Raw genomic sequence first — 25,048 nt, 5'->3', positions numbered from 1 at the left:
CATAATTCACAAGTGCTTGGGATTATTTTTCATTAGATAATCCAGAGGCTTGTATTTTTTTTGGTCAAGTTTTTTCTAGTAAGGCACTACTATAACGCATAGCGTTTATTTCAGGAGGGTTCATTCATGAACACAGGTAAAGTAAAATGGTTTAACTCAGAAAAAGGTTACGGCTTCATCGAAATGGAAGGCGGAGACGACGTATTCGTACACTTCTCAGCAATCCAAGGCGACGGCTTCAAAACACTTGAAGAAGGCCAAGAAGTAACTTTCGAAATCACTGACGGAGCTCGTGGACCACAAGCTTCTAACGTTGAAAAAATCTAATCTTCCTTTCTAAGGAATACGATACCTGCTCGCATCGGCGAGCAGGTTTTTTTGTGTTTAATCCCATAGTTTGAGGGAACAGTATACGAGCGACAAATCATGAAGGAGGAATTTGGAATGAGTGCAAAAGACACAGCGTTAAAAATTCTAGAGGGTAGCAATGTCGGGACGATGGCGACCGTGTATAAGGTGAAACCCCACAGTCGATATATGACATTTTTCCATGATGATTTCACACTCTACACAGCAACCTCGAACGATACAGATAAAGTAGAAGAGCTAGAAAAGAATCCATATACGCATATTTTAATCGGCTACGATGGAGATGGTGTGGGCGACACTTACTTAGAAATCCTCGGTAAAGCGACCGTGTCGGATGATGAATCGATGAAAGAGAAAGTATGGAATGAGAAACTTGAAGGATGGTTCGATGGTCCGGACGATCCAAAGCTTGTGATCCTTAAAATCGAACCGGAATCGATGCGCGTGATGAACAAGAAAGGTCAACCACCACAAGAAGTGACACTATAATCTCTTCTAAGACACCTAAATCAGGTGTCTTTTTTTGTGGATGAATGTGAATAGAATATGGCGTACATATGGACGAATCATGAACAAAGGAAAATGCATATGTGAAATAGTGAACATGAATGGTATATTGTGAATGTAATCACATTATACATTTATTTAACTTTTTGAAAGGGAGGAATTATGATGTTCACGAAATTTTGGCAAAATCATAACATCGCTACAGCGATCTTGACGGTGTTACGTGTATGGCTCGGTTATCATTGGTTAACGGCAGGGTGGGGTAAAATCACGGGAGGTTTTGGAACAGAAGGATACTTAAAAAATGCGGTGTCACTCGCTTCTGGAGAACATCCGGCCGTTGCTGGATGGTGGGCTGCATTCCTAGAAAACTTTGCGATTCCAAACGCCGGGTTATTCGATGTCCTGGTTCCTTACGGTGAATTCTTGGTAGGCTTAGGATTATTGCTCGGTGCTCTCACACGCAGCGCAGCATTCTTCGGACTTGTCATGAACATGGCGTTCTTACTATCAGGAACGGTCAGTACGAACCCGACGATGTTGATCGTATCTGTCTTGATTTTAGTTGCCGGTCATAACGCTGGAAAAATCGGAGTCGACGGGTTGTTCCTTCGCCGCTTTGTCGACACGAAAGTGTTACATCGTTCACCAAATCGTCAAATAGCCTCGTAACTTTTATGCATTCTCTTGTGACAAACCTCTCACGTTTCGGCTACGATAGACATAGCCTACAGAAATAAAGGAGAACGCATATGACTACGACTCATTTTAAATGGCTTGGCTACACAGAAGGTGTATCCTTCTTGTTGTTACTGTTCATCGCGATGCCGTTGAAATATATGGCCGGCATTCCACTCGCGGTCAGTATCGTTGGTGCAGCACATGGTTTCTTATTTGTGGCCTATGTGCTCGCGGCGATCTACATGGCATGGCGCTTGCGCTGGGGATTCAAAGTTTTGACGCTTGCTGTCATGGCGTCCGTCATCCCATTCGGACCATTCTTATTAGAAAAACGGGTACTCCCGTCAACAGAGAAGACATCGAACTGATTCGTTCGATGTCTTTTTTCGTTACGATACACGTTCCATTGATTGGGCTGCATCTCGTTCTGCTTGGATGTCATGCCGGATTCGGTACGTAAGGACGAACGTGCAGATGAGTAGACCCACCATGCAAGCGGTGTAGAGATGGGCAACAGAGACGAGATCACTCAATACCCCGAATAGGATGAATCCAATCGGCGTAATCCCCATCGCGAGTGATTCGAGCACACCGATGACGCGCCCTAAATAGTTCGGATCCGTATTCGTTTGGAGGAACAATTGAATCGGGATGTTGACACGTACGATCAAGAAACCACTCAATAAAGCGAAGACCGCGAAAAAGAAAATTGACGTGAGGACGTTGAAGTGAAAATATAATGGAATGGCGGGTCCGACGAACAGAACGCTAAGAATGGTCAACGCGGATCGCATCGTTGCTAAGCGATGTTTGATTTTGAATAACGGTAAGGCATGAAGTAAGGAAGCGACTAAAAAACCAATGGCGACCATGCTTTCAAGGAGTCCGAATTGAAACGGGGACACACCGACTTCCTGTAACGCTGCAATCGGGAACAACACTTCCGATGCAACGAAGAAGAAGTTCAAAAATGCGGCGAGGACAGCAACTGTCCACAAGACTCTTTGTTGTTTCAAGTAAGACAGACCGGACCGTACGTCTTCCCAAGTCGATTGTTCGGTGGGTGCGACCTCTTTCTGATGAAATTTAAGTCGAGAGGCGAGAAGTGCGGCAATCATAAAGAATAGAGCTGAACTGAACAAAAAGACAGGAATCGGTATAAGCTTAAACAGTGCCCCGGCAAGAAGCGGGGTACCGATGCTTGAAATGGAGATGATACTTTGAATGAGAGAGTTGGCGCGTTGCAGTTCATCTTCCTCAAATAAGAGGGGGATTGAACTCGATAACGTGACCGATAAGAAAGTGGAAACGATGGATAAGAAGAATGTGATGACGTAAAAAGCGGGTGCTTCAAACGTCCAAAGCAAGCTTCCCACACCTGCGAGTAAAAATAATCCTCCGTTCAAAGACTCCATCTTAATGATGACTCGTTTTCGGTCAAGTTTGTCCGCATAAGCGCCGGCAAATGGCGACAAAAGTACACGTGGCAATGTGCCCGCCAGTAAGACGAAGGCGAATTGTAATCCAGACCCAGTCGTCGTCAATACCGTGAGTCCCGCCACGAACGTAAATAAGTTGGATGCGAACAGTGACATGAATTTACCGAGTAATAAAATCGATAAATTGGAAGAAAAGAATTTCATAGAGAACACTCCTTTGCAAATTAGTTAAATGTGATTTAACATTATCATAAAGGCAACGAAGCGAATTGTAAACATAAAGTTCAATATAATTTAACTTTTAGAGGTGGAATATGATTGGTGAGCGCATTAAAATATTACGAAAACAGAAAAAAATGACTCAAACGCAGTTAGCGGAAGGGATCGTCACGAAATCGATGCTCAGTATGATTGAAAATGGGAAAGCGGAGGCATCGATGCGTAGTTTACGAGAACTCGCAAGTCGGTTAGATGTCTCGATGCAGCAGTTATTGACTGACCCGAAAGAAGCTGAACTACAGACGATGGTCGAACAGTTAGAATATGAAGAAATGACACTCGTTTCGCGTCCAGATCAAGAAATACGACAGATGCTTTCCCCATACTTAAAAGAAGAAATGAACTCCGTTTGGCAAGGTAAAGCATACATGTTGTACGGGGATACGTATTTTCAAGAAGGGGAAAACGAAAAGGTATTGACCTACTATGACCGCGCCATTGAAATTTTTGAGAAGCTAGGTGAATCTGATGAATTGGCAATGGGACGAATCAGCCAGGCTTATTATTTATTGATGTGGAATCGATATGAGGAATCGCTTGAACGGATTGACGCAATTGAACTTCTTGATGCGAAATACATGAAAGCGAAAACAAGAACTGAGTATGTCATGTTGATTGTCTTTAAAAATCTTCTTTGTGACGAGGATTTGGAAGATTCGATTCGACAGCTTGAAGACGTGCTCGAGTATATGAAACGGACAAGAATCTACTACCGTGCGGACGACGTGTATCGCACCATTTCGATTTGTGCGCTCTATTTGAACGATGAAAAGCAAGTTCGTGAGTCGTTACAAAAGGCGAAGCAATACATTCAATTCACGGAAGACCGCTTGGCAGAAATCAAAGTGGTACTTTCTGAAGCACTCTATGCGATGGAATATCGACATATTGATCTGTTAGGGGAAAACGTCAAGTTGATGGAATCACTCACGACAGAGATCGAGCCGTTTATTGCGGCGATTTCGATGGCGAAAGGGGTGTACTACGCTTTTCGAGGAGAATCAGAAAAAGGAAGAGAGTGTTTATTGGCATTATGGGAAAATCGAGACGAGTGGAAAGCACATAGTTTAGTCGATATCGCGATTTACTACGAAGGTTTATTAAGGGGAACATTGAACGGTTGTGGGGATGATTGGGTGCCAGTTATCGAAGAACAAGTAGCTGAATTCCCGCAAGGACTGTTTCGCAAACGTTTAGAGACATTGCTACAACAAATCAAGGGCTGACGAATCAGCCCTCGAACGTTTGAATCAATGTCCCTTTGCCATGCTCGACTTGGACGGAAGCGTGCGCTCCATTGACAAGCGTCATTTGAGGCGGAACGTGTCCACAGTCGATATCGTAAAAAATCGGAACTTCTAACATGTGATGGAGCTCCTCATATACCATTTCGACCGTATAGTCTTGATGCACAGAGGGGGCGTCACTCCGTCCAAATAGAATGCCCGACGTCTGCTCGAACCAACCGGCCCACTTCATTTGAAGAAGGGTCCTTTTTAATGCCGGAACGTTTAGCTCAGCGTTCTCAAAATACCAAAGAATCGGTTCATCGTTCAGGTGATCGCGTTGGAACGTCTTGACGTCTCCATACGGTGTCCCGATTGTATGTAAGAGCACATCGAGACATCCACCGAGCAAGCGCCCCGTTGCGTTTTGACTACCGATCGCTTTCCATTCGGTCGTCTCCGTCAGATGAAACAGATGTGGCGTCGGATTATCATGCTGCCATTCGTTTTGGAACTTCTCGGACGAGCGTTGGATGACCGTCTCGTCGGTCCGCGTCGACAACACATCGAGCCAGCGCGAACTCGTCTCGTCCCACATATCGGCACGCAAATCGACCAGGTTCGGACCATGGGCCGAGGCGATTCCGGTTTTTAATGTATAGACGAAGAGTAACAAACTCGTATCTGAATAACCGAGCATCCATTTCGCGGGTAAGGATTGCCAATCGACTTGATCGAGGATTTCCATTAAGAGTTCCCCACCCCAGGGCGGAACAATCAAGTCGACATTGTCATCTTGAAGTAGAGATGTCAGTTCATGTGCACGGACTCGAGCCGACGCGGATTTCCCAAATCGTTGTTTCCACGCATTCGGAGTGAATTGTAACGTGAACCCTCGATCGGAAAACTTCTGTTCTGCTTGTTGCAATAGATGGTGTAATTCTTCTGGTATACCTGACGAAGGGGCGGTGACACCAATTTGATGACCGGTTAACTGTGGATAACGAATCATGACAACCTCCTGTGGATAAGTGATATGTTCAGTAGAAAAAATGGGTTATCCACATGTGGACAACTAATTAGAGCGCATCCGTTCGGCATGACGCATTCCCCATTCGTTCATCGCTTCGAGAATCGGGATCAGTGTTTTTCCGTACTCACTTAAACGATAATCGACACGGGGCGGAACTTCTGGATAGACGGTCCGGATGACGATATCCTGTTCTTCTAAGTCGCGGAGTTGTGCGGTCAATATCTTTTGGCTGATTTTTGGTAACGCGCGTTTCAACTCACTGAAACGCAATGTATCTCCATTGATCAACACGAGGAGGATGGAATGTTTCCATTTTCCTGTAATCAGTTCGAGTGCCGTATCGACTTCACAGCTTGTTATGTTAGTCACGTCGCTCTTCCTTTCCAATAGTATCGTTGAAGTAACTATACCACCTTTTTGTGCCTACTTCTGTAACATCGACCGAGCGGGTATAGTGAAGGTGAGGTGATAATATATGAAAATCGAAAAAATCGAACTCGGTCCGGTAACGCTTCGAGTCCGTGACATTGAACAGATGACACGATTTTACGTAGACGTGATTGGGATGAGTATTTTAGAAGAGAGCGAAGAGCTCATTACACTCGGTACGAAGGAACGTCCGCTTGTCATCTTGCACAGTGTCCCGCAAGCGAAAACCAATCCACGGGCGGCAGGCTTGTTCCATTTAGCTATTCTGTTCCCGAACCGTGTAGAGTTAGGAAGCATGTTGGCACATCTCATTGAGCGACGCATCGAAGTGGGGCAAGGCGACCATCTCGTGAGTGAAGCCTTCTACTTGAGCGATCCAGAAGGAAACGGGATTGAATTGTATGCCGACCGCCCGAAGGACCAATGGACGTACGAGGCAAACGGCCATGTGAAAATGGCGACCGAGCCTGTCGACTATGAATCGATGCTTCAAGCGGCAGCCAATCGGTCGTTTACTGGTTTACCGATCGGAACGATGATGGGGCACGTGCATTTTAAAGTACGCTCAATCGAGGCGGCGAAACGTTTTTATCATGATCGGCTTGGCTTCTCCATTACGACGGATTCTTATCCAGGCGCACTTTTCCTAGCAGCTGATGGCTACCACCATCACATCGGAACGAACGTGTGGGCCCGTCCGAGCGATCCTGTGGGAATGGAGACCGGAATCGAAGCATGGACGCTTCTCGTCAATGAAAAGACGAACCAGGCGTTAGGCGGAACATCGTTTGAATGGTCGTTGACCGATGAAGACGGGATTACCGTGCATATTAAAAGAACGAACGCTTGAGCGTTCGTTCTTTTTAACGTGCGGATGTTTTCTTCTGACCTGCGTTAAACGAGAGACGAAGTCCGCGTTTTTGATACGCTTGCTCGACTCGTTTTGGGTTGAGGCTGAGCTCGAGATGAGCCAACTTCAAATGTTCAAGTGCCGGCACCGTGACATCGAGTCGAACGAGCTCCATGTTGCGCTCTGCTTTTTTGCGTGTTCGTCTCAAGTTACGGGGCACCTCCTCTGACGTCAGTGCCGCGATCGTTTCATTTACTTGTTGTCGTTTTTCACCTTTGATGCTCAAGGCAGAATACAGCTTATCGAGCGAACCGAATCGTTTGATGAGTTGAACCGATTGGCTTTCGTCGAGCCCGGCAACTGGAGGGATTCCGTCAGAACGGTCTCCTGTCAATGCTTTGACGGCTGACAGTTGCTTCGGTTTCAATCCTTCGTATAACGCTGCAATCTCTTCTGGTCGAATTTCTAAATGACGCTTGAGCGGCAACGGACGATTATCACGAATGTCACAACGAGCCTGCATTTGCTGAAGCTCCTGTGTCTGTAACCAAACGGTGATTCGTGGACTGACAAGCTGTAACAAGTCTTTGTCTTTTGTCATGATGACGACAGGGGCACTGCAACTGAATTTACGGGCGATGTGGGCAATCAAGTCTTCCCCTTCATACCCTTCTACTTGGAATTGTGGGATTCCACTATCCTCAAGCAGTTGGCGCATGAGTTCCATCTGCGCTTTCAATTCAGGCGGTGTTTGACGTCTGCGACGTTTGTAGCCCGGGTACAGTTCTCGACGCCATAATGTTTCACGTGAGACGTCCCAGACGACGACAAAATGAGTCGGACGATGTCTGCGTAGAATCGTCCGGATGAGGCCGGTCATTCCGATGACGGCACTCCGATCGTTTTTAGATACCTCGCGTCCTTTTTTCGTTCGGCTCGCGGCGGCACCATAATAAGCACTGGCCAGCATGGAGTTACCGTCAATCAAAAATAGTTTGCGTTCCATGCGTAACCTTCTTTCTATTTCTTTCTGTTTAAACCGAACATCTCGCCATGTTTCGGTGATGTTGTGTCATTGAGTGGGTGACACTCAAATAAGCAACATATGTGCAGTATATCACGGGAAGAGGCGAAAATATAGCGACAGTTCGGTGCAAACGTGAAAAACCCTTCTCCATATTTTAGAGAAGGGTTTGAAAGATGCATCATTCAGACAGTGGTTCTTCCTCTTGATGAGAGGCGAGAATCAAGTCGACGAAGACGATGCGGTGGTTATCGACTTCACTGACAATCAGTTCATGGTTGCCAGGTAGAAGGAAGCGTTCCCCCGTTCGCGCATTCGCTTTTTGTGATAAAACGAAACCACCGACCGTATCGACGTCATCCTCGATTTCGATGCCGAACCGTTCCTCCAGTTCTTGCGTTAAAACGAGTCCTGAAAGGCGGTAATGTTTCGGAGCGACTTCTGTAATTTCAGCCTGCTCATCTCGATCGAACTCGTCTCGAATCTCGCCGACGATTTCTTCTAAAATGTCTTCAATCGTCAACAGTCCTGCCGTCCCACCATACTCATCGATGACGAGACACATCATCGTCTGCGCGTTTTGCATCTTCACCATCGCTTCTTGAAGTGGTGTGAACTCGGTGACGAGCGGCAATTGATGAATGAACGACTCGAACGGTGCATCATTTTTTGAAAGTTGGGCAGTGAAGAGTTGTTTCGCATTCACGAATCCGAGAACGTCATCGCGATCGCCATCTCGTGTGACGGGATAACGCGTATACTGGTGCTCTTCCACTACGGCGATGATCTCTTCGATCGTATCTTCTTCATCGATTGTCACCATGTTCATTCGTGGTACCATGGCATCTTTGGCGATCCGTTCGTCAAAGGAGAAGATATTTTGAACATATGCCAATTCGTTTTCGTTAATCTCACCACTACGGAAACTTTCCGTCATAATGATTTTCAATTCTTCTTCAGAGTGTGCCGTTTCCTGCGCTGTCGTCTGTACCCCGAATAAACGGAGTGTGATTCGAGCCATACTGTTCAATGCTCGAATAAACGGATAGAAGATTTTTGTGAAGACGTAGAGCGGACGTGCGACGAGCAGCGTCAACTTCTCCGCTTCGTGAACCGCGAGCGTTTTTGGCACGAGTTCACCGATGACGACATGGACGAACGCAATCAATAAGAAGGCGATCAAAAACGACAAGAATGTCACGAGAGAAGGCGATATGTTCAATTGTTCGACCAATGTGTGGATATACGTTTCGATTTGATCGGCACCAATCCACCCAAGACCGAGTGCAGAAAGCGTGATTCCGAACTGCGAGGCAGAAAGGGAGTCGTCGATATTCTCGATGACTTTTTTCGCGCTGACCGCTTTCTTATTTCCTTCGAGCACGAGCTGGTCGAGTCGAGCGCCACGCACTTTCACAATTGAAAATTCGGCTGCCACAAAAAAGGCAGTCAAAAAGATTAAAAGTGCGACGACGAGTAAGCTGAGTAACATGGGACTGTCCAACAATTCCCCCTAAAATCGGGGAGTCACCTCCATTGAGTATAAGATCAAACGTCTTTCAGGCGTTTCCTGAAAACGAATAGTTTGTTTCAGTATAGTTGATTTGTTTCAAATATTCAAAATGCAGCCAATCATGTTTGATGAAGAGGGGAATGCGGGAACTAAACCCGAGAAGATGAAGGAGGAATTGACATGGCAAACTATCCAGAGTTAAAAGGTAAGGTCGCGGTCATCACGGGCAGCTCGAAGGGGCTCGGTCGTGCCATCGGGGAACGTTACGCAAAAGAAGGGATGAGCGTTGTCCTGAATTACCGCAGCAGTGAAAAAGAGATGGAGGAAGTCATCCGTGGCATCGAGGCAGCTGGTGGGAAAGCCGTCGCCGTGAAAGGGGACGTCGCAGAAGAAGGACTCGCGGAGAAGATGATTGAGAAAGCCATCTCTGAGTTTGGAAAGATGGATATTTTCGTGAATAACGCCGGCGTTCAAGTCGAGGCAAAAACGCATGAAATGGAGTTTGATAACTGGAAGCAGATTATCGACGTCAACTTGAACGGGACGTTCCTTGGTGTCCGTGCTGCTTTAAAATACTTCGTGGAGCATGAAATCGAGGGGAACATCATCAATATGTCTTCTGTTCACGAAGTCATCCCACGTCCAGGTTATACACATTACGCAGCCAGCAAGGGTGGCGTGAAAATGTTCACGAAATCCGTCGCACTCGAATATGCACCGAACCATATTCGTGTCAATGCGATCGCACCTGGGGCGATTGATACACCAATCAACGAAGAGACGATGAGCGACCCGGAAGAGAAGAAGGGATTAGAAGCGCTTATCCCATCTCACGTCATCGGGAAGCCGGAACAAATCGCAGCCGTTGCCGCTTGGCTCGCGTCGGATGAGTCGTCCTATGTGACGGGGACAACCATCTTTGCGGACGGTGGGCTTTCGCTCTATCCGTCATTTGGTCCAGAGAACAAAGTCCAATAAACAAGAGGGTGCGATGATGCACCCTCTTTTCGTTTAGCTACTCATTTGATTGGTCATATCCGACTTGGGAAGGCTGACAGTGAAAATGGAGCCTTTGCCGATGTTTGAGGTAGCGTGAATCGTTCCACCGTGACCTTCAGCGATTTCTTTACAAATCGCGAGACCGAGACCGGTCCCTCCAATTTTTCGACTGGCGGAATTGTCGACGCGATAAAACTTGTCAAACAATTTTGGTAGCGCGGTTTGGGGAATCCCGATGCCGTGATCTTCAATTGAAATGTCAATCCAATCCGGTCGTTCACATGTGACACGGACATGGACTTCGCCACCACGAGGCGAATACTTCACGGCGTTGTGCAGGAGGTTCATGAAGAGTTGATTGAGTCGCGTCCGGTCTCCGTATACATAGACGTCTTCCGTGCAATCAAACGTGATGTGATGATGTTGGCTTGAGCCTTGATGCACCGAAATCGCTTGCTCAAGAATAGCGGACAGACGCTCTGGTTCGTTATGGTACGTCTGTTGTCCAGACTCCATCCGTTGTACATCGAGCAAGTTCGAAATCAAGTCTTCAAGACGTAATGTCTCTTGATGAATCATTCCTAAATATTTTTCGGAACGTTCAGATGAAAGTTTTCGGAAACGAAGAAGTTCAGTGAATCCAATGATACTTGTGAGCGGAGTCCGGAGTTCGTGAGAGACGGTCGAAACGAGTTCGGTTTTCAGACGGTCGACTTCGGTCTCGTGCGTCACGTCACGGAAAACGAGCATCGTCCCATGACGTGTCCCTCGCAAGTAAATCTTCTCCGCATACATTTGAATGAAGCGCTCTTCCTGATTCATCGAGAACGTGACGCTCTCTTCTTTACACTGTCCATCGAATGATCGTTCCATGAACGCGAAAAAGGCATCCTTTTGGTCGACCTGCAGTCCGAGCTCCTCAAGGCTAGCGTCTAAACGGTATAAATCGACTTCATTTCGCTGCGTAATCGGTTGATTGAATAAGACGAACAACGCTTGGTTTGCTACTTTCTCACTTGTTGCGTGTTCGACATAGATGACGGCATCGCGAATCGAGTGAAGGAGGCGCGCTGTCTTCTCACGCTCCTCTTCAATCCGATAGCGTTGTGCCGTGAGAGATGTAGCCATTTGCCGGAATGATGTTGTCAATTGCCCGACTTCATTTTTAGATTGGGCGGCCGCCGGTGTCATCGGCTGTCGCTCTCCGGCAAGGCGCTTGCTGTTTTCAATCAACTCTTGCAGTTGACCCGTTAAGCGTCTCACATATGGACGGGCGACGATAAAGAGAATGAAGAGGACACCGAGTAAAGAGAGGAGCCAAAAGGCCTGTGCCCACTTCGTATGGGTCGCAAGCTGAGCACGGAGCGCATCCTCTTCTGCGTTCAGTGAGTTCCGGTATTCCGTGAAGACGCTCTCCATATCGACGATGCTCGCACTCATATCTGCGGCACTTTTTGAATTGATTTTGAATTTACGATCTGCCGGTGGCTCTTGTTGTGGATTCACTTTCCCGAGCGTCGGCATCTTTAAGAAGGGTTCGGTTACACTACCGTCCCGTTTTCCTGCTACATAACGTTCGAGACTCGGCATGACACGTTCCTGATACGCGACAAACAGCGTACGTGCATCGCTCGCGTACGTTTTTTCTTTCTCGGTCACTGCGTTCTGTTCGAACCAAGAGGTCTGTTCGTCAATCAAGACTTGTTTATCTTGCACACGTTCTAACATCGCGTCATCCCCAAGGAGGACATATCCGCGCATTTCATATTGCATCGACTGCCATGTCTCGAACAACTCGGTCGCATTCGTGCGTCGTTCACTGATGTTCTCGAGCGATGACGTCGTCTGTTCGATTTGGTTTTCCGTATACACATATACGGCAAGCGACGTGAGGAGGATCAGTCCGATGAATAAGTAGAAGACGAATAAAAATTGTCTCCCGATCCGTTGGTCAATCCATGACTTCATAAAGACCGTTCCTTCCTAGAATGATGAACATTCCGACTGTGACTAATATCCTACGAGTGTCGTTCTTTCATTGTACAGATTCAACTCTTCAGATGCTAGATATTGAGAAATCAAGGAAATGAACGCTATTGTTTATTGAACAGTAGTGGATAGTATGCTATTGTTCTATGTATAGTAGGGGGTGGGATGATGAATCCTCAATTCAAAAAGGGCGTACTTAACCTGTGTGTGTTAGCACTCGTCGCGGAACAAGACCGCTATGGGTATGAGCTCGTTCAGGCGATTTCGGCCAAAGTGGCCATTTCAGAAGGTGCGGTCTATCCGTTGTTGCGTCGATTGACGACAGAGGGCTATTTCACGACGTATTTAATGGAGTCTGGAGAAGGACCTCCACGGAAGTACTATCAAATTACGGAACAGGGCCGCAAACACTTAGTTGAATTGCGAACGGAATGGAACGTATTCACAAACGGTGTCAATGACTTAATCCGAGGGGGAGACGACAGATGAATGAAGAACAGTACTTGTCAGAGCTCGAACAATTATTGATGAACGTGAAGGTGAAAGATCGGCTTGATATTTTACGAGACGTATCGGAATATTTCACGAGTGGTCGATTAGAAGGAAGAAGTGACGAAGAATTGGCACGTGAGTTAGGGGAACCGAGCATACTCGCATCGGAATTGCTCGCCTCTGTCGATATTGAAGAATCGGTCTCGACGCGACCGCCTGCGGTGGTCAAAAGTTCGAACGTAGCCTTCCAAAGCGTCCTCATTCAAGTTCAAAATGCGCAAGTGTTCGTCACCCCATCACAAGACGGTTATGCGTATGCGACGCTTGAGACGGAGACCGATCATGGGGTCGTGATGGATATCGTCGGGGACACCCTAGAGATACGGATTGAATCCGAACGTCGTTTCGGTCTTTCGGATCTGTTTTCATGGTTCGGGTCAAAGGCACCTGTACTTCGGGTTGAATTGCCTCATCACGCCTATCATCAGATTCAATTGAAAAATCGTCACGGTTCGAGTGATGTACAAGATCTCCAAGCGGAACGCTTCCACGTGGAGAGTGAGAACGGTCGAATCGTCGCACATCACATTCAAGCACGTCATGGTGTCCTGCGCACATCGAACGGAAAAGTGCTCGCATCAAGCTGTCACGGGCACGATTGGGAGCTTCATTCCTCAAACGGTCGTGTCGAAGCGAAACATTCTCAGCTTGAGCGGATCAACATCCATTCCTCGAACGGTCGAATCGATGTCGATCACGTCACGGGAGCGGTCGATGCCAAAACTTCTAATGGACGGATAGACTGTTCCGTACAAGCGATTCAAGCACCGATTCGCTTGAAGACGAACAACGGGAAGATTGACTTACATGTCGATGAACGTCCGGAAGATGTGACGATTCGTGCGAAGTCACGAAACGGGAAAGTTGATGTGTTGGGAGAGCGGTCGAAAGAGTGCGTATTTGGAGACGGATCGATTGAAGTGAAATTAACGAGCTCAAATGGGAGCGTCACCGTATCAGGATGAATATAGCCCCTCCATCGATCGATGGAGGGGCTATACTTATAAATCATGTACCAACACATAGGCGACTCGAACAGGACCATGAACGCCGACGATGAGGTTCATCTCGATGTCGGCCGAGTTCGACGGACCAGAGATGAAATTGACACCGTTCGGGGAATGGAGACTGTCTCGGTCGAGTGTGGCAAGTTGTTGTGCCGTTTGCGTCATACGTGGGACAAGGACAGATTTCGGGATGATTGCGATATGGTCTTGTGGTAACAGACTGATTGTCCGTGATCTACCAGGCTTCGCATATTGGACGATTGTCGCACTTTCAGCAAATGCCGCATCCGCAATCGTGATGCCGATGTCCGCTCGAATGGCAAGCTCTCGACTCGCTTCGGGTTGTGACGAATCCCACCAATCAAACGTCTCACTTGTTGTAGGTGCCCAAGCGGAAATTCGCTCATCGTTTTCTGCGAGAATCCGTGCGCCATGATAGCGTTCAATCAAGAGGCGAAGCGTATCATCAAGCTTCGCAGATTCACATTCCACCAAATCGGTATGGATTCGGGTCGCGACCATGCGGAACGTCTCGAGCAGCTCTTCTTCACTCGCGTCTTTCAACACCTCATCTTGCGGACGATGTGTATATTCCCGTTTTGGCGGCGTGAGCTTGACCTCACGACCGAGTTGCTTGGCGATTCGTTGTAGAAAGTCCTCACGGTTTGTGATTGTACCAGGATTCATCAGGCATTCCCCCGTTTCTTGAACCAATCTCGGACGGTCTGTTTGTTCGGCTGCGGCAAGTCTTTCGAGTCCGTCCAAGCCGGTAGCCCTTTCTCAATCTGACCCGAGGTGGCGAACGGTGATGTCGCAAACGGTGCGACATGTTCCGCTGCTTCGAATAAGAATGGACTCGAAGCGGTGACGGCAAATCCTTTCATCGCAATCCGCTCCACGAAAGGTGATTGCTTTTTCTCCTCTACGATGACGCGTCGATGTTCAATCAACAGCTCATGCAGCGGAATCTTTACAGGACACGCCTCCGTACAGGCGCCACAGAGACTCGACGCATAGGGGAGTTCTTTATAGTTCTCGTATCCGTCAAGAAGCGGAGCCAAGACGGCACCAATCGGACCTGGATAGATTGACCCGTACGCGTGACCACCGATATGGCGATAGACGGGACAGACGTTGATACAGGCCGCGCAGCGGATGCATTGCAACACCGATTGGAACTGTGTCCCGAGAATACCAGAACGCTTGTTGTCGACGATGACAAGATGGAACTCTTCTGGTCCATCGACTTCACCGACCGCGCGCGTCCCGGCGAACGTCGTGATGTATGACGTGAGTCGCTGACCGACCGCGCTTCGACAAAGCATGTTGACGAGCACCTCGAACTCTTCATAAGACGGGACGACGCGTTCCATGCCCATGACAGAGATGACCGTATCAGGGAGCGACGTCACCATGCGTCCGTTCCCTTCGTTGGTCACAAGCCCGACGGCTCCACTCTCTGCGATGGCGAAATTACAGCCGGTGATGCCGACTTCTGCCTTCAAAAAGTCTTTTCGTAGTTCTTGTCGTGCATAGCGTCCAAGTTCAGTCGGATCGTTCGACCCGCTGTAGCCGTGGGCAGTGAACGTCTCATGCACAGCGTCGCGGTCTTTATGCAGGGCCGGGGCGACGATGTGAGACGGTGGATCTTCGTCGAGTTGTAAAATCCATTCACCGAGATCGGATTCGACGACAGTACATCCTTCTTCCTGAAGTGCCTCGTTCAAGCCGATTTCTTCCGTGACCATCGATTTCGATTTCACGACATGTTTGGCTTGTTTCGACCGGACGACTTCTCGGATGTAGCGGTTCGCTTCTTCCGGTGTCTCCGCGAAAAAGACGCTTCCACCACGTTTTGAGACATTCTCGCTCAATTGATATAAGTAATAGTCCAGATGTTCCAGCACATGTTGACGAATTTCTTCCGAATGGTCGCGAAACGCTTCCCAGTCCCCGAGTTCACCTGCAGCATTCAACCGGCCATCCCGTAGACGGTTTTGAGCCGAACTGACGGCCTGCCGCATGAACGCATCTTCGATTCCATCTTTTCGTCGATCTTGAAACTTCTCATCCAATCGAATCCCCATGCTCATGCTTGCTTCACTCCTTCGTTCAACACTTCGGCAATATGCATCACTTTAATCGGATGTCCCTGTTTATGAAGACGTCCGCCGATGTTCATCAGACATGACGCATCCGCTCCGATCAACACCTCTGCGCCTGACTGTAAGATGGAATCGACTTTTTCATCTACCATCTGCACCGACACATCTGGCATCTTGACGGAGAAGGTCCCACCGAACCCGCAACAGTTATGTACGTTCGCGAGGGGGACCATCGTCAGTCCATCGACGTTTCCGAGCAACTTTCCGGGAGCTGCTTCGATTCCGAGGAGGCGGGTCATGTGACAAGACGCATGATAGGTCGCTTTGGCGGGAAACTTGGCACCGACATCAGTGACTTCGAGCACATCGACGATGAACTGTGTCAGTTCGAACGTTTTGGCGGCGTGCGCTTCAGCGCGAGGACCCCACACAGGATCATCTTGGAACAAATGCGGGTAGTCGCGCATCATCATGACACACGACCCCGATGGTCCGACGATATATTCTGCATCTGCTTGTTCAAATGTTTCAATCATGTGCTTGGCAACCTTTTTCGTCTCCTCATGATAGCCGCTGTTGTAGGCAGGCTGCCCACAGCATGTCTGCTCAAAGGGGAACGTCACCTCGCACCCTAAATGTTCGAGTAGTTCGACTGTCGCTTGTCCGACGGATGGAAACAACGTATCAGATAAACAAGTGACGAATAAAGCTACATTCGGCATAGCCATTCCTTCTTTCCTCTGATGATAACGATTTCAACGTCATTATTTCATAAAGCGTAGGAAAGTGACAGAAAAATGAGGAGAAAAACTGATTTATTTGTAAAATCCTGTCTAATTGATAACGTATCTCACTGAACCGATATTCATCTCGTTTCTGATATAAAACAGGTAGGAAGTACGTATAACAGAAAAAAATCCTCGACACATGACGAGGATCTTTTGTCTAACTTATAGGAAGAACATTTCCAAGATGAAGAGTGCGCCGAACAAGTAGATGAGCGGGTGAACCGTCTCTTTGTTCATCGCTTTGAAGATCGGGTACAAGATGAACCCGAAGGCGATGCCGCGTTCGATGCTTCCTGACAAAGGCATGATCAAAATCGTCATGAAAGCCGGGAAGTATTCGCTAAAGTCGCTCCAGTCGATGTACCGGACATTCGTCAACATGAGTGCACCGACGATGATCAAGGCGGGAGCTGTGATTGCCGCTACGCCAGAAATGGCGCCGATAAGTGGGCTGAAGAAGAGTGTCAATCCGAATAAACCAGCGACGACGGCCGTCGTGAGACCTGTACGTCCACCTTGCGCGACACCGGCAGCAGACTCGATGTATGCCGTAGACGGGCTCGTTCCGACGAGTGATCCACCCATTGTGGCAAGTGAATCGGCAAAGAGTGCACGGTGACCATTCTCAATTGTTCCATCTTCTTTTAAGAGACCTGCCTGTTTTCCGACACCGACAAGCGTACCTGTCGTATCAAAAAGCGTGACGAGGAAGAACGAGAGGACAGCACCGAACAAACCGTATTGAATGACATCACTAAATGCCGTCACGGGGTTGACCATGAGCCCTTCCGGAAGTGTTGGCATCGCCGTGACACCATCGATTTTTAAGATATCCATGAAGTATGCTGCAATCCCCGTGAGTACCATCCCGATGAGTAAAGAACCGGGTACGTTTCGTGAAAAGAGGAGTGCCGAGACGATCAAACCACCGAGTACAAGTAGTACTTCTGGAGAAGACACGTCACCGAGACGCACCAAGTTCGCTTCATCAGCAACGATCAAACCTGATAGTTTTAATCCGAGTGAAGCGATGAAAAGACCGATTCCGGTCGTGATGGCATGCTTCAACGAAGTCGGAATCGCTTGAATCAACTTCGTCCGAATTGGAGAGAGCGACAAAATCAAGAAGAAGACGGACGAGACGAAGACGACACCGAGCGCGGCGGACGGGGCAATCTGTTCTTGAGCGACAAGCGTGTAAGCGAAGAATGCATTGAGCCCCATCCCGGGTGCTACAGCGATCGGTAAGTTCGCATAAAACGCCATCAAGCCTGTTCCGATGAGGATGGCAATAATTGTCGCCGTGAATGCTTGTGCGAACGGAATCCCTGCGTCAGATAGAATCGCTGGGTTGACGACAGAGATGTACGCCATCGTCACGAACGTTGTGATCCCAGCAGTCACTTCCTGTTTAACATTCGTACCATGTTGTTTTAATTGAAAGATATTCATCGATAAAACTCCTTATTTCAGTCTATTTCCGAACATTAATTGAGGAAAATTCTTAAATTAACGTTTTCAACTTGATGACTATACAAAAATGTTTGATTCCCGTCAATTGTTTTGAGTAAAAAACATGAAAAATGAAATTTGAAGACAAATAATGTTCGGAAATAAACTTTATTAAAAAAGATGCTTGCTCTGAAACGCGTTTCAGAAGATACGGTATAGACAAAGGGAGGGGAACCGATATGAAACCGACAACGTGGAAAACATGGTGCTGTGGAATCGTATACGAGCTCGTCATCAATCAGTTGTACACACCGTTTGGGAAAATGTTGTGTACTCGTTTCCGTGAAGAGTTTCTTCATCTGCCGTTAGAGGAGCGCTTCCGTCTCGTTCAAGCGATTCGTTGTCAAGTCGTCGAAAGAGGTGACAGTCAGCAAGCAGAGTGGGTACACTATATGCAAAGGCTTACAAGTTGAGGTGAGATGAATGGCAAACATTCGAGATATCGCGAAGCACGCTGACGTTTCGGTGACGACGGTCTCACGCGTCCTGAACGAGCATCCGTACGTATCGAAAGAAAAACGAACCCGTGTACATGCGGCAATGAAGGAGCTCGGGTATTTGCGAAATCAACAGGCGTTGACGTTGTCGACAGGGAAGACGCAACGAATCGTCGTCATCCTACCTTATATGAATCATCCTTATTACGGTTTCTTCGTTAATGGGCTCGCCAAGGCGGCGCTCGAGCACGATTATCGCCTCGTCATGTGGCAGACGGAGTATAAACTGAGCGAGGAACGACAAGCGCTCGATTTATTGAAGCACCGTGAAGTCGATGGGGCGATCGTCTTGTCTCATGAGATGTCCTTTAAGGAAATGGAGACATATCGCGTGTACGGACCGATTGCTGTGGCGACCGTCGGTGCACCGGAGACAATTTCGTCGATCCATGTCGATCATTACGCGTCGTTCGTATCAGGTATTCGTGTGTTACAGCAATACGGATACGAAGAGATTGGAATCATCTTGTCAAGAAGCCATAGTCCGAGTTCCCTTGCGCGTCAGCAAGCCTATTTCGATGAAGTAGCGCATGCGCGTGAGCAATGGATTTGGACGGGCTATTTGACGAGTGAGGACGGTATTCGGCTAGCTGAAACGTTCCTCTCTCAAAAAGAGCGTCCTCGAGCGCTCTTTTTCTCGTCCGATTATGTCGCCCTCGGATTTTTAGGAGAGATGCAACGGCGAGACATCAAGATTCCTCAGGAAGTCGCCATGCTCGGGTTTGACGGACATCCGATCGGTCATGCATTCGGACTGTCGACGATGCTCTCACCGAATGAAGAAATCGGGCGACGTTTATTTGAAACGACGCTCGCTGAAATGAATGGTGCGCAACCGGAGACGCATGGCATGACGGTGAGCTATCAAGTTGGCACAACACTTTAGGCAACTTCCTCGCTCGACTCTTTTGAAACGTTTAGAATGAAAGGAGTAGTCGAGAGGAGGAGATGTTATGAAGATTCAAGTAACAGAAGAAGCGCTCCAATGGTTTAAAGAAGAAATGGAAGTCGAAGCAGGCCAAACGGTTCGTTTGTTTGCAAAGTATGGGGGTTCGACAGACTTGACGCACGGTTTTTCTGTCGGGGTCATCACAGAAGACGTGAACAATGCGGCTGTTGAGACCGAAGAAGACGGCATTCGTTTTGTCGTGGCGGAACAAGATGAGTGGTTGTTCCAAGGACAAGACGTGAAAGTCGAACTTCGCGGAGAAGAAATCGTCTTCGTGCAGGCCTGACGTTTCAGTTTGTTTACGTTTAGTGAAATGTCGTTTGACGAAATCTGGCTTGGGGAACAGATTATGACAAGTCGGATTTTCGAAAGGATGACACGATATGTCAGACAAAGAAAAGCGTGAACAAGAAGAAAAAGAAAAGTTGAAGCGAGATCAGCCGGACATCTCCCATGAAGAAGATTCAAAAGGAGATCATTCCGACCTCGAAGAGACAGATGAAGATGAACAAGCATAAGAGCCGACACGGCTCTTTTTGTTTGGGAATTGAAAGAAATGCCGTGGACGTTATAATGGATAGGGGAAAACTATTTAGTGAGGAGAATGAGACATGAGTACAGTACTAGTCTTTGGACATAAAAATCCAGATACCGACACAATCACGTCAGCGCTCGCCTATGCCGAGTTGAAAAAGAAATTAGGGATGGACGCAGAAGCGGTCCGTCTCGGTGAAGTGAACGGCGAAACACAATATGCGCTCGATCACTTCCGTGTGAAAGCACCACGCTTGATTGAAAGCGTGAAAGGTGAGGCGGAAGAAGTTATCTTGGTTGACCATAACGAGTTCCAACAAAGTGCGGACGGGATTGAAGACGTGCGAATCCTTGAGGTCATCGACCACCACCGTATCGCAAACTTCCAAACGGCAGACCCGCTCTACTATCGTGCGGAGCCAGTCGGATGTACGGCGACAATCTTGTTGAAGTTGTATAAAGAGCATGGTGTCGAAATCGCAGCGGATATGGCCGGCTTAATGCTTTCCGCCATCATCTCAGACTCGCTTCTCTTCAAATCGCCGACATGCACAGGTGAAGATATCAAAGCAGCGAAAGAACTTGCGGAGATTGCTGGCGTCGATGCAGAAACATACGGTCTTGAGATGCTCAAAGCCGGTGCGGACCTTAGCCAAAAAACGATTGAAGAACTCATCTCACTCGATGCGAAAGAATTCGCGATGGGCGACTATCGTGTCGAAATCGCACAAGTGAACACGGTCGATGCGAACGATGTCTTGAACCGTAAAGCGGAAGTCGAGGCGGCGATTGCCAAAACGGTTGCGGCGAAAAACTTAGACTTGTTCGTATTCGCCATCACGAACATTTTGACGAACGATTCGGAAGCCATCGTTGTCGGACCAAAACCCGAACTCTTCGAACAAGCGTTCAACGTGACCCTTCAAAACGGATTGGCGACACTTCCTGGCGTCGTCTCACGTAAGAAGCAAATCGTGCCATTCTTAACGGAAGCGGCAACAAAATAAAAACTCGAAGCCGTGGCCTCGAGCGGAACTGCAGACGTTCATTCGTCTGCAGTTTTTATTTAAAAAAAGACCGGACAATGAAGTCCGATCTTAGGATGATTTTGTTTGTCGTCCGTATGTTCCGAGACGCCATAGTTTCTCAAACGGTCCGTAACGGTGAGTCTTTAGCCACCACATCGAGAAGAACGACTGCGCAATCAAAATGGCGATGCTGAGGAATAGACCTTCGGTTAAGGAAAGCGCCCCGTACGCCCCGAGTGCGATCACTGGCAAGACAATGATCAACGTATGTGTCAGATAGTTCGTGAGTGCCATTCGACCGAGTGCTTGAAGCGGGGCGAACGTCCGACCTTTTCGAACGGCGATGGTGAACAGGCAGATGTACGTTGTAGCGAGCAGTTTTCCGGAAATCCATACGGCTGCTGAGTTCGTGGACATATAAGAGGCGCCATCACCGTAATGATGCCAGATGATGATTCCCCAGAATGGTATGGCTGCTATTGCGCAGATAGCAGCAGTCCGGGTCAATCCTTGGATACTCCAAGTCAGAAGCTTTCGTTCCCGTCCGATGAAGAGACCGAGTAAGAACAGACCGAGAATCTCGATTCCGACAAAAAGTGAATTTTGAATCATAGTAAAAATCTCGTTGTCGAATCGATAGTCTAGCCAAGGACCGAAGCCTGAATTAAAGACCCTCGGGAACGACTCTCCTAAATACATGTATCCAAAAGCCCACTCTACATAGATAGGGGCAACATTGAATAGTAAGAAACTTCCAACCAATAAACTCCACGCCCATGTCAATATCGCGCGGTTACTCAACCCATAAAAGAGAGGAAGCAATAAGCCCCACATCGCATACGTATGTAAGATGTCACCTGACCAAATCGCCAAATGCGCGAGACCGAATAAGAAAAGAATCGCAATACGGCGTATGTAACGACTGACCGATTCGCCACGAGCGTAAGAACGCTCGAGGAAAATCGAAAAGCCGATCCCGAATAAGAGGGAGAAAATCGTATAAAACTTCGTCTGCACGAACAAGTCAAAGAGCGTGCGGACGAACAAGTCGTTCCCGTAATAGTCGGGACGACCAAACATCCAGTCGCTCCCGAGCATGCTCGGGATATTGACGAGGAAAATGCCGCAGAGGGCAAACCCTCGGATAATGTCATACAAAATAATCCGTTCATTCGTTTGAATTGGGCCAGCCATACGACACGTCCTTTACTGAATTAGAATACTTTCGTCGTCCACGATTCACAGTTCCAGACGTCTGTGACGATATCCTCATAGAATTCTGGTTCGTGACTGATGAGGAGGACGCTTCCTTTGTACTCTTTCAACGCACGCTTCAACTCTTCCTTCGCGTCGACGTCCAAGTGGTTCGTCGGCTCATCGAGTAAGAGTAAGTTCGTTTCGTTGTTTAAGAGTTTGCAAAGACGTACTTTCGCCTTTTCTCCACCACTGAGGACAGAGATTTTACTTTCAATGTGCTTCGTCATGAGACCGCATTTCGCGAGCATCGCGCGTACTTGCTGTTGGTTGAGTGACGGGAATTCGCTCCAAATCTCTTCGATACACGTGTTGTTGCTTGATGCGGCTTCCTGTTCGAAGTAACCCATCTCAAGAAACTCACCGCGTTCGACTGTCCCTTCAAGCGGGTTGATCAAGCCGAGTAAGCTCTTCAAGAGCGTCGTCTTCCCGATTCCGTTCGCTCCGACGAGGGCAATCTTTTGACCGCGCTCCATCTGAAGGTCGAGCGGACGTGAGAGTGGCTCATCGTATCCGATGACGAGACCTTTCGCATCAAAGATGAGGCGCCCCGATGTACGTGCCTGCAAGAAGCGGAATTCTGGTTTCGGACGTTCCGCACTCAATTCGATGACATCCATCTTATCGAGTTTCTTCTGACGTGACATCGCCATGTTTCGTGTCGACACACGCGCTTTGTTTCGGGCAACGAAGTCTTTCAAATCCGCGATTTCGGCTTGCTGACGCTTATAGGCGGCTTCAAGTTGCGAACGCTTCATCTCGTACACTTCCATGAACTTGTCATAGTCCCCAACATAGCGGTTCAACTCTTGGTTTTCCATATGGTAGACCAAGTTGATGACACTATTTAAGAACGGGATATCGTGGGAGATCAAGATGAAGGCATTGTCATAGTTTTGAAGATAGCGTTTCAACCACTCGATATGCACTTCATCCAAATAGTTGGTCGGCTCATCGAGGAGCAAGATATCTGGCTTCTCTAAAAGCAACTTCGCGAGCAATACTTTCGTACGCTGTCCACCTGACAAGTCCGTGACGTCCCGGTCGAGTCCGACGTCTAAAATACCGAGGCCGCGTGCGACTTCTTCTACTTTCGCATCGATGATGTAAAAGTCGTTCGAGTCGAGCGTTTCTTGAAGCTCACCGACCTCCGCAAGCATGTCTTCCATCTGTTCCGGCGTCGCGTCACCCATCTCCATGTAGAGTTCGCCGATGCGCGTCTCCATGTCAATCAGGTATTGGAAAGCACCTTTCAAGACGTCCCGAATCGTCATCCCGCGCTCAAGTACTGCGTGTTGATCGAGGTAACCGACACGGACGTTTTTCGCCCATTCGATTTTCCCTTCATCCGGTTGCAGCTTGCGCGTGATGATGTTCATGAACGTCGATTTTCCTTCACCGTTTGCTCCAACGAGACCGATATGCTCCCCTTTTAAGAGGCGGAAAGAGACATCGTTCAAAATAGCGCGGTCACCAAAGCCGTGGCTCAAGTTTTGTACCGTTAATATACTCATAATTCGTTTTCGTTCCTTTCAAAGTAAACTACCCGATATTGTAGCATGAATTGGATCAAATTAGTACGCCAGTCCGACTGACTCCCGTACGTGTTCCTGTTCTTCAATCGCATGAAGCATGAACTGGGCGACGTCTGCCCGTGAGATGTGTTTCCCGTTCTCTGGCACTTCATCGATGGCCGTTCGATACGTCGAGGTGCGGGGGCCGTCCGTCAATTGCATCGGTCGTACAATCGTATAATCGAATGACGAATTTCGCCACAAGTCCACGGCTGCCCGATGATCACGGAGCGGCTTCCGGAGCATGAACGTAATGGCTTTCCCGGCAAGTCCCGGTATCTCATTGTCGATCCCGGCTGAAGCCAAATAGACGACGCGTGAGATGCCATTCGTCTTCATCGCTGGGACGAGCTTGTCCGTGACACTCGCTAAAAAGTCCGGATCGCTCAAATCCGTTCCGAGACAGCTGATGACCGCATCATGACCGTGCATCGCTTCTGTTAACGCATCGATGTCATATAAGTCGCCTTCGATGATTTCAAGTTGTGGGGTCCGAATCAACTTTTTCTGTTCACGTACGAACGCGGTGACGTCATGACCGTGCTCGATGGCTTGGTCGATGAATTGATGTCCGGTCCGACCGGTTGCGCCTAATACGAATAACTTCATAAGGGCAAGGCTCCTCTCTCATATCCAATACATACAGTATACAGCAGTTTCAGAAAAATCGAACATTTCGCCGTTTGATTGCAACCTATTGCATTTCTCGTCAGCTCGTCTACAATAAAGTTTATCTTAAATAAATAGATTCGCACTCGTATATCAGCGGAAATATGGTCCGCAAGTCTCTACCGAACTACCGTAAATGGTTCGACTACGGGTGGCGCTTGTCGTATGCTATCGTTGATTTCCATGCGGTTCGTTGCCTCCCGATGAGGGGTGACGAATCGCATTTTTTAATGGAGGGGAC

The 25,048-nt window shown here is 48.0% G+C and carries 27 protein-coding genes and 1 riboswitch; of the genes, 14 read left to right on the top strand and 13 right to left on the bottom strand.

What is annotated here, in order from left to right:
* Positions 1-126: 126 nt before the first annotated feature.
* The 4 genes from KNO72_RS07100 (at position 127) to KNO72_RS07085 (ending at position 1,925) form a co-directional block, all read left to right on the top strand.
* Entirely contained in the window at positions 127-327 is a 201-nt protein-coding gene (locus tag KNO72_RS07100; protein WP_015880427.1) for a cold-shock protein, read from the top strand.
* 117 nt (positions 328-444) lie between these two features.
* Positions 445-858: a pyridoxamine 5'-phosphate oxidase family protein gene (locus KNO72_RS07095; protein WP_143180203.1), complete on the top strand. Its 414-nt coding sequence runs from the start codon at positions 445-447 to the stop codon at positions 856-858.
* A 183-nt stretch (positions 859-1,041) separates the two neighbouring features.
* Positions 1,042-1,548, top strand: a complete 507-nt coding sequence (locus tag KNO72_RS07090; RefSeq protein WP_214733826.1) for a DoxX family membrane protein — start codon at positions 1,042-1,044, stop codon at positions 1,546-1,548.
* 80 nt (positions 1,549-1,628) lie between these two features.
* A complete protein-coding gene (locus tag KNO72_RS07085; protein ID WP_015880430.1) occupies positions 1,629-1,925 on the top strand; it encodes a DUF3817 domain-containing protein in 297 nt (98 codons plus the stop codon).
* 21 nt (positions 1,926-1,946) lie between these two features.
* Here KNO72_RS07085 and KNO72_RS07080 read toward each other — a convergent pair whose 3' ends face one another.
* Positions 1,947-3,200: an MFS transporter gene (locus KNO72_RS07080; RefSeq protein ID WP_214757580.1), complete on the bottom strand. Its 1,254-nt coding sequence runs from the start codon at positions 3,198-3,200 to the stop codon at positions 1,947-1,949.
* A 110-nt stretch (positions 3,201-3,310) separates the two neighbouring features.
* Between KNO72_RS07080 and KNO72_RS07075 the strand changes: the two genes are divergently transcribed.
* The gene (locus KNO72_RS07075; protein WP_214757578.1) at positions 3,311-4,501 is read left to right on the top strand and encodes a helix-turn-helix transcriptional regulator; all 1,191 of its coding nucleotides are present in this window, start codon (positions 3,311-3,313) and stop codon (positions 4,499-4,501) included.
* Positions 4,502-4,505: 4 nt separating this feature from the next.
* Here the strand turns inward: KNO72_RS07075 and KNO72_RS07070 are convergent, their stop codons facing one another.
* Both KNO72_RS07070 and KNO72_RS07065 read right to left on the bottom strand, forming a co-directional pair.
* Positions 4,506-5,513, bottom strand: coding sequence for a S66 family peptidase (locus KNO72_RS07070; protein WP_214757576.1), 1,008 nt, complete (start codon positions 5,511-5,513; stop codon positions 4,506-4,508).
* A gap of 63 nt (positions 5,514-5,576) precedes the next feature.
* Positions 5,577-5,903, bottom strand: coding sequence for a winged helix-turn-helix transcriptional regulator (locus KNO72_RS07065; RefSeq protein WP_015880434.1), 327 nt, complete (start codon positions 5,901-5,903; stop codon positions 5,577-5,579).
* 106 nt (positions 5,904-6,009) lie between these two features.
* On the opposite strand from KNO72_RS07065, the gene KNO72_RS07060 reads away from it, so the two are divergent.
* Entirely contained in the window at positions 6,010-6,813 is an 804-nt protein-coding gene (locus KNO72_RS07060; RefSeq protein ID WP_214757574.1) for a VOC family protein, read from the top strand.
* Positions 6,814-6,826: 13 nt separating this feature from the next.
* Here KNO72_RS07060 and KNO72_RS07055 read toward each other — a convergent pair whose 3' ends face one another.
* Both KNO72_RS07055 and KNO72_RS07050 read right to left on the bottom strand, forming a co-directional pair.
* Positions 6,827-7,819 (bottom strand): 5'-3' exonuclease, encoded by a 993-nt coding sequence (locus tag KNO72_RS07055; protein WP_031424353.1) that lies wholly within the window; start codon positions 7,817-7,819, stop codon positions 6,827-6,829.
* A gap of 199 nt (positions 7,820-8,018) precedes the next feature.
* Positions 8,019-9,341: a hemolysin family protein gene (locus KNO72_RS07050; RefSeq protein WP_240499772.1), complete on the bottom strand. Its 1,323-nt coding sequence runs from the start codon at positions 9,339-9,341 to the stop codon at positions 8,019-8,021.
* A 189-nt stretch (positions 9,342-9,530) separates the two neighbouring features.
* Here KNO72_RS07050 and KNO72_RS07045 point away from each other — a divergent pair, with 189 nt between their 5' ends.
* The gene (locus KNO72_RS07045) at positions 9,531-10,328 is read left to right on the top strand and encodes a glucose 1-dehydrogenase (protein ID WP_015880438.1); all 798 of its coding nucleotides are present in this window, start codon (positions 9,531-9,533) and stop codon (positions 10,326-10,328) included.
* 33 nt (positions 10,329-10,361) lie between these two features.
* Here KNO72_RS07045 and KNO72_RS07040 read toward each other — a convergent pair whose 3' ends face one another.
* Entirely contained in the window at positions 10,362-12,317 is a 1,956-nt protein-coding gene (locus KNO72_RS07040; RefSeq protein ID WP_078146093.1) for an ATP-binding protein, read from the bottom strand.
* A gap of 189 nt (positions 12,318-12,506) precedes the next feature.
* Between KNO72_RS07040 and KNO72_RS07035 the strand changes: the two genes are divergently transcribed.
* Both KNO72_RS07035 and KNO72_RS07030 read left to right on the top strand, forming a co-directional pair.
* Complete coding sequence (locus tag KNO72_RS07035; RefSeq protein ID WP_031424354.1) at positions 12,507-12,827, top strand: PadR family transcriptional regulator; 321 nt, start codon at positions 12,507-12,509, stop codon at positions 12,825-12,827.
* Positions 12,824-13,855 carry a DUF4097 family beta strand repeat-containing protein gene (locus tag KNO72_RS07030; RefSeq protein ID WP_214688904.1) on the top strand — a complete coding sequence of 344 codons (1,032 nt, stop codon included), beginning with the start codon at positions 12,824-12,826 and terminating at the stop codon, positions 13,853-13,855. The genes KNO72_RS07035 and KNO72_RS07030 overlap by 4 nt, the downstream gene beginning before the upstream one ends.
* A 36-nt stretch (positions 13,856-13,891) precedes the next feature.
* On the opposite strand, the gene KNO72_RS07025 is transcribed toward KNO72_RS07030, so the two are convergent.
* From KNO72_RS07025 to KNO72_RS07010, 4 genes are all read right to left on the bottom strand, one after another.
* Positions 13,892-14,584: a LutC/YkgG family protein gene (locus tag KNO72_RS07025; RefSeq protein ID WP_214688901.1), complete on the bottom strand. Its 693-nt coding sequence runs from the start codon at positions 14,582-14,584 to the stop codon at positions 13,892-13,894.
* A complete protein-coding gene (locus KNO72_RS07020) occupies positions 14,584-15,984 on the bottom strand; it encodes a LutB/LldF family L-lactate oxidation iron-sulfur protein (RefSeq protein WP_275060634.1) in 1,401 nt (466 codons plus the stop codon). The genes KNO72_RS07025 and KNO72_RS07020 overlap by 1 nt, the downstream gene beginning before the upstream one ends.
* Positions 15,985-15,986: 2 nt before the next feature.
* Entirely contained in the window at positions 15,987-16,724 is a 738-nt protein-coding gene (locus tag KNO72_RS07015) for a (Fe-S)-binding protein (RefSeq protein WP_074034994.1), read from the bottom strand.
* A gap of 228 nt (positions 16,725-16,952) precedes the next feature.
* On the bottom strand, positions 16,953-18,236 hold the full coding sequence (locus KNO72_RS07010; RefSeq protein ID WP_031424359.1) for an NCS2 family permease: 1,284 nt from the start codon (positions 18,234-18,236) through the stop codon (positions 16,953-16,955).
* 245 nt (positions 18,237-18,481) lie between these two features.
* Here KNO72_RS07010 and KNO72_RS07005 point away from each other — a divergent pair, with 245 nt between their 5' ends.
* The 5 genes from KNO72_RS07005 to KNO72_RS06990 all read left to right on the top strand — a co-directional run bounded on the left by KNO72_RS07005 (position 18,482) and on the right by KNO72_RS06990 (position 21,289).
* Positions 18,482-18,715, top strand: coding sequence for a hypothetical protein (locus tag KNO72_RS07005; protein ID WP_078146096.1), 234 nt, complete (start codon positions 18,482-18,484; stop codon positions 18,713-18,715).
* A 10-nt stretch (positions 18,716-18,725) separates the two neighbouring features.
* A complete protein-coding gene (locus tag KNO72_RS07000; protein WP_214685089.1) occupies positions 18,726-19,685 on the top strand; it encodes a LacI family DNA-binding transcriptional regulator in 960 nt (319 codons plus the stop codon).
* Positions 19,686-19,752: 67 nt separating this feature from the next.
* Positions 19,753-20,034, top strand: a complete 282-nt coding sequence (locus KNO72_RS06995; protein ID WP_074034990.1) for a HesB/YadR/YfhF family protein — start codon at positions 19,753-19,755, stop codon at positions 20,032-20,034.
* Positions 20,035-20,131: 97 nt separating this feature from the next.
* A complete protein-coding gene (locus KNO72_RS15745; protein WP_015880450.1) occupies positions 20,132-20,266 on the top strand; it encodes a hypothetical protein in 135 nt (44 codons plus the stop codon).
* A gap of 93 nt (positions 20,267-20,359) precedes the next feature.
* Positions 20,360-21,289: a manganese-dependent inorganic pyrophosphatase gene (locus KNO72_RS06990; protein WP_214685091.1), complete on the top strand. Its 930-nt coding sequence runs from the start codon at positions 20,360-20,362 to the stop codon at positions 21,287-21,289.
* A 90-nt stretch (positions 21,290-21,379) separates the two neighbouring features.
* On the opposite strand, the gene KNO72_RS06985 is transcribed toward KNO72_RS06990, so the two are convergent.
* From KNO72_RS06985 to KNO72_RS06975, 3 genes are read right to left on the bottom strand one after another with little or no spacing between them, the layout of a single operon-like run.
* A complete protein-coding gene (locus KNO72_RS06985; protein WP_214757572.1) occupies positions 21,380-22,504 on the bottom strand; it encodes a DUF418 domain-containing protein in 1,125 nt (374 codons plus the stop codon).
* A 20-nt stretch (positions 22,505-22,524) separates the two neighbouring features.
* Positions 22,525-24,078, bottom strand: coding sequence for an ABC-F family ATP-binding cassette domain-containing protein (locus KNO72_RS06980; RefSeq protein ID WP_015880457.1), 1,554 nt, complete (start codon positions 24,076-24,078; stop codon positions 22,525-22,527).
* Positions 24,079-24,138: 60 nt separating this feature from the next.
* Positions 24,139-24,747 carry an NAD(P)-dependent oxidoreductase gene (locus KNO72_RS06975; RefSeq protein WP_015880458.1) on the bottom strand — a complete coding sequence of 203 codons (609 nt, stop codon included), beginning with the start codon at positions 24,745-24,747 and terminating at the stop codon, positions 24,139-24,141.
* A gap of 126 nt (positions 24,748-24,873) precedes the next feature.
* A riboswitch (purine riboswitch) is annotated at positions 24,874-24,975 on the top strand.
* The last annotated feature ends 73 nt before the right edge of the window (positions 24,976-25,048 follow it).

The organism is Exiguobacterium sp. s123, from assembly GCF_018617075.1.
GTDB classification, from domain to species: Bacteria; Bacillota; Bacilli; order Exiguobacteriales; family Exiguobacteriaceae; genus Exiguobacterium; species Exiguobacterium profundum.
The sequence above is the reverse complement of the archived record's forward strand: the minus strand, read 5'-3'. Positions and strand labels throughout refer to the sequence as shown.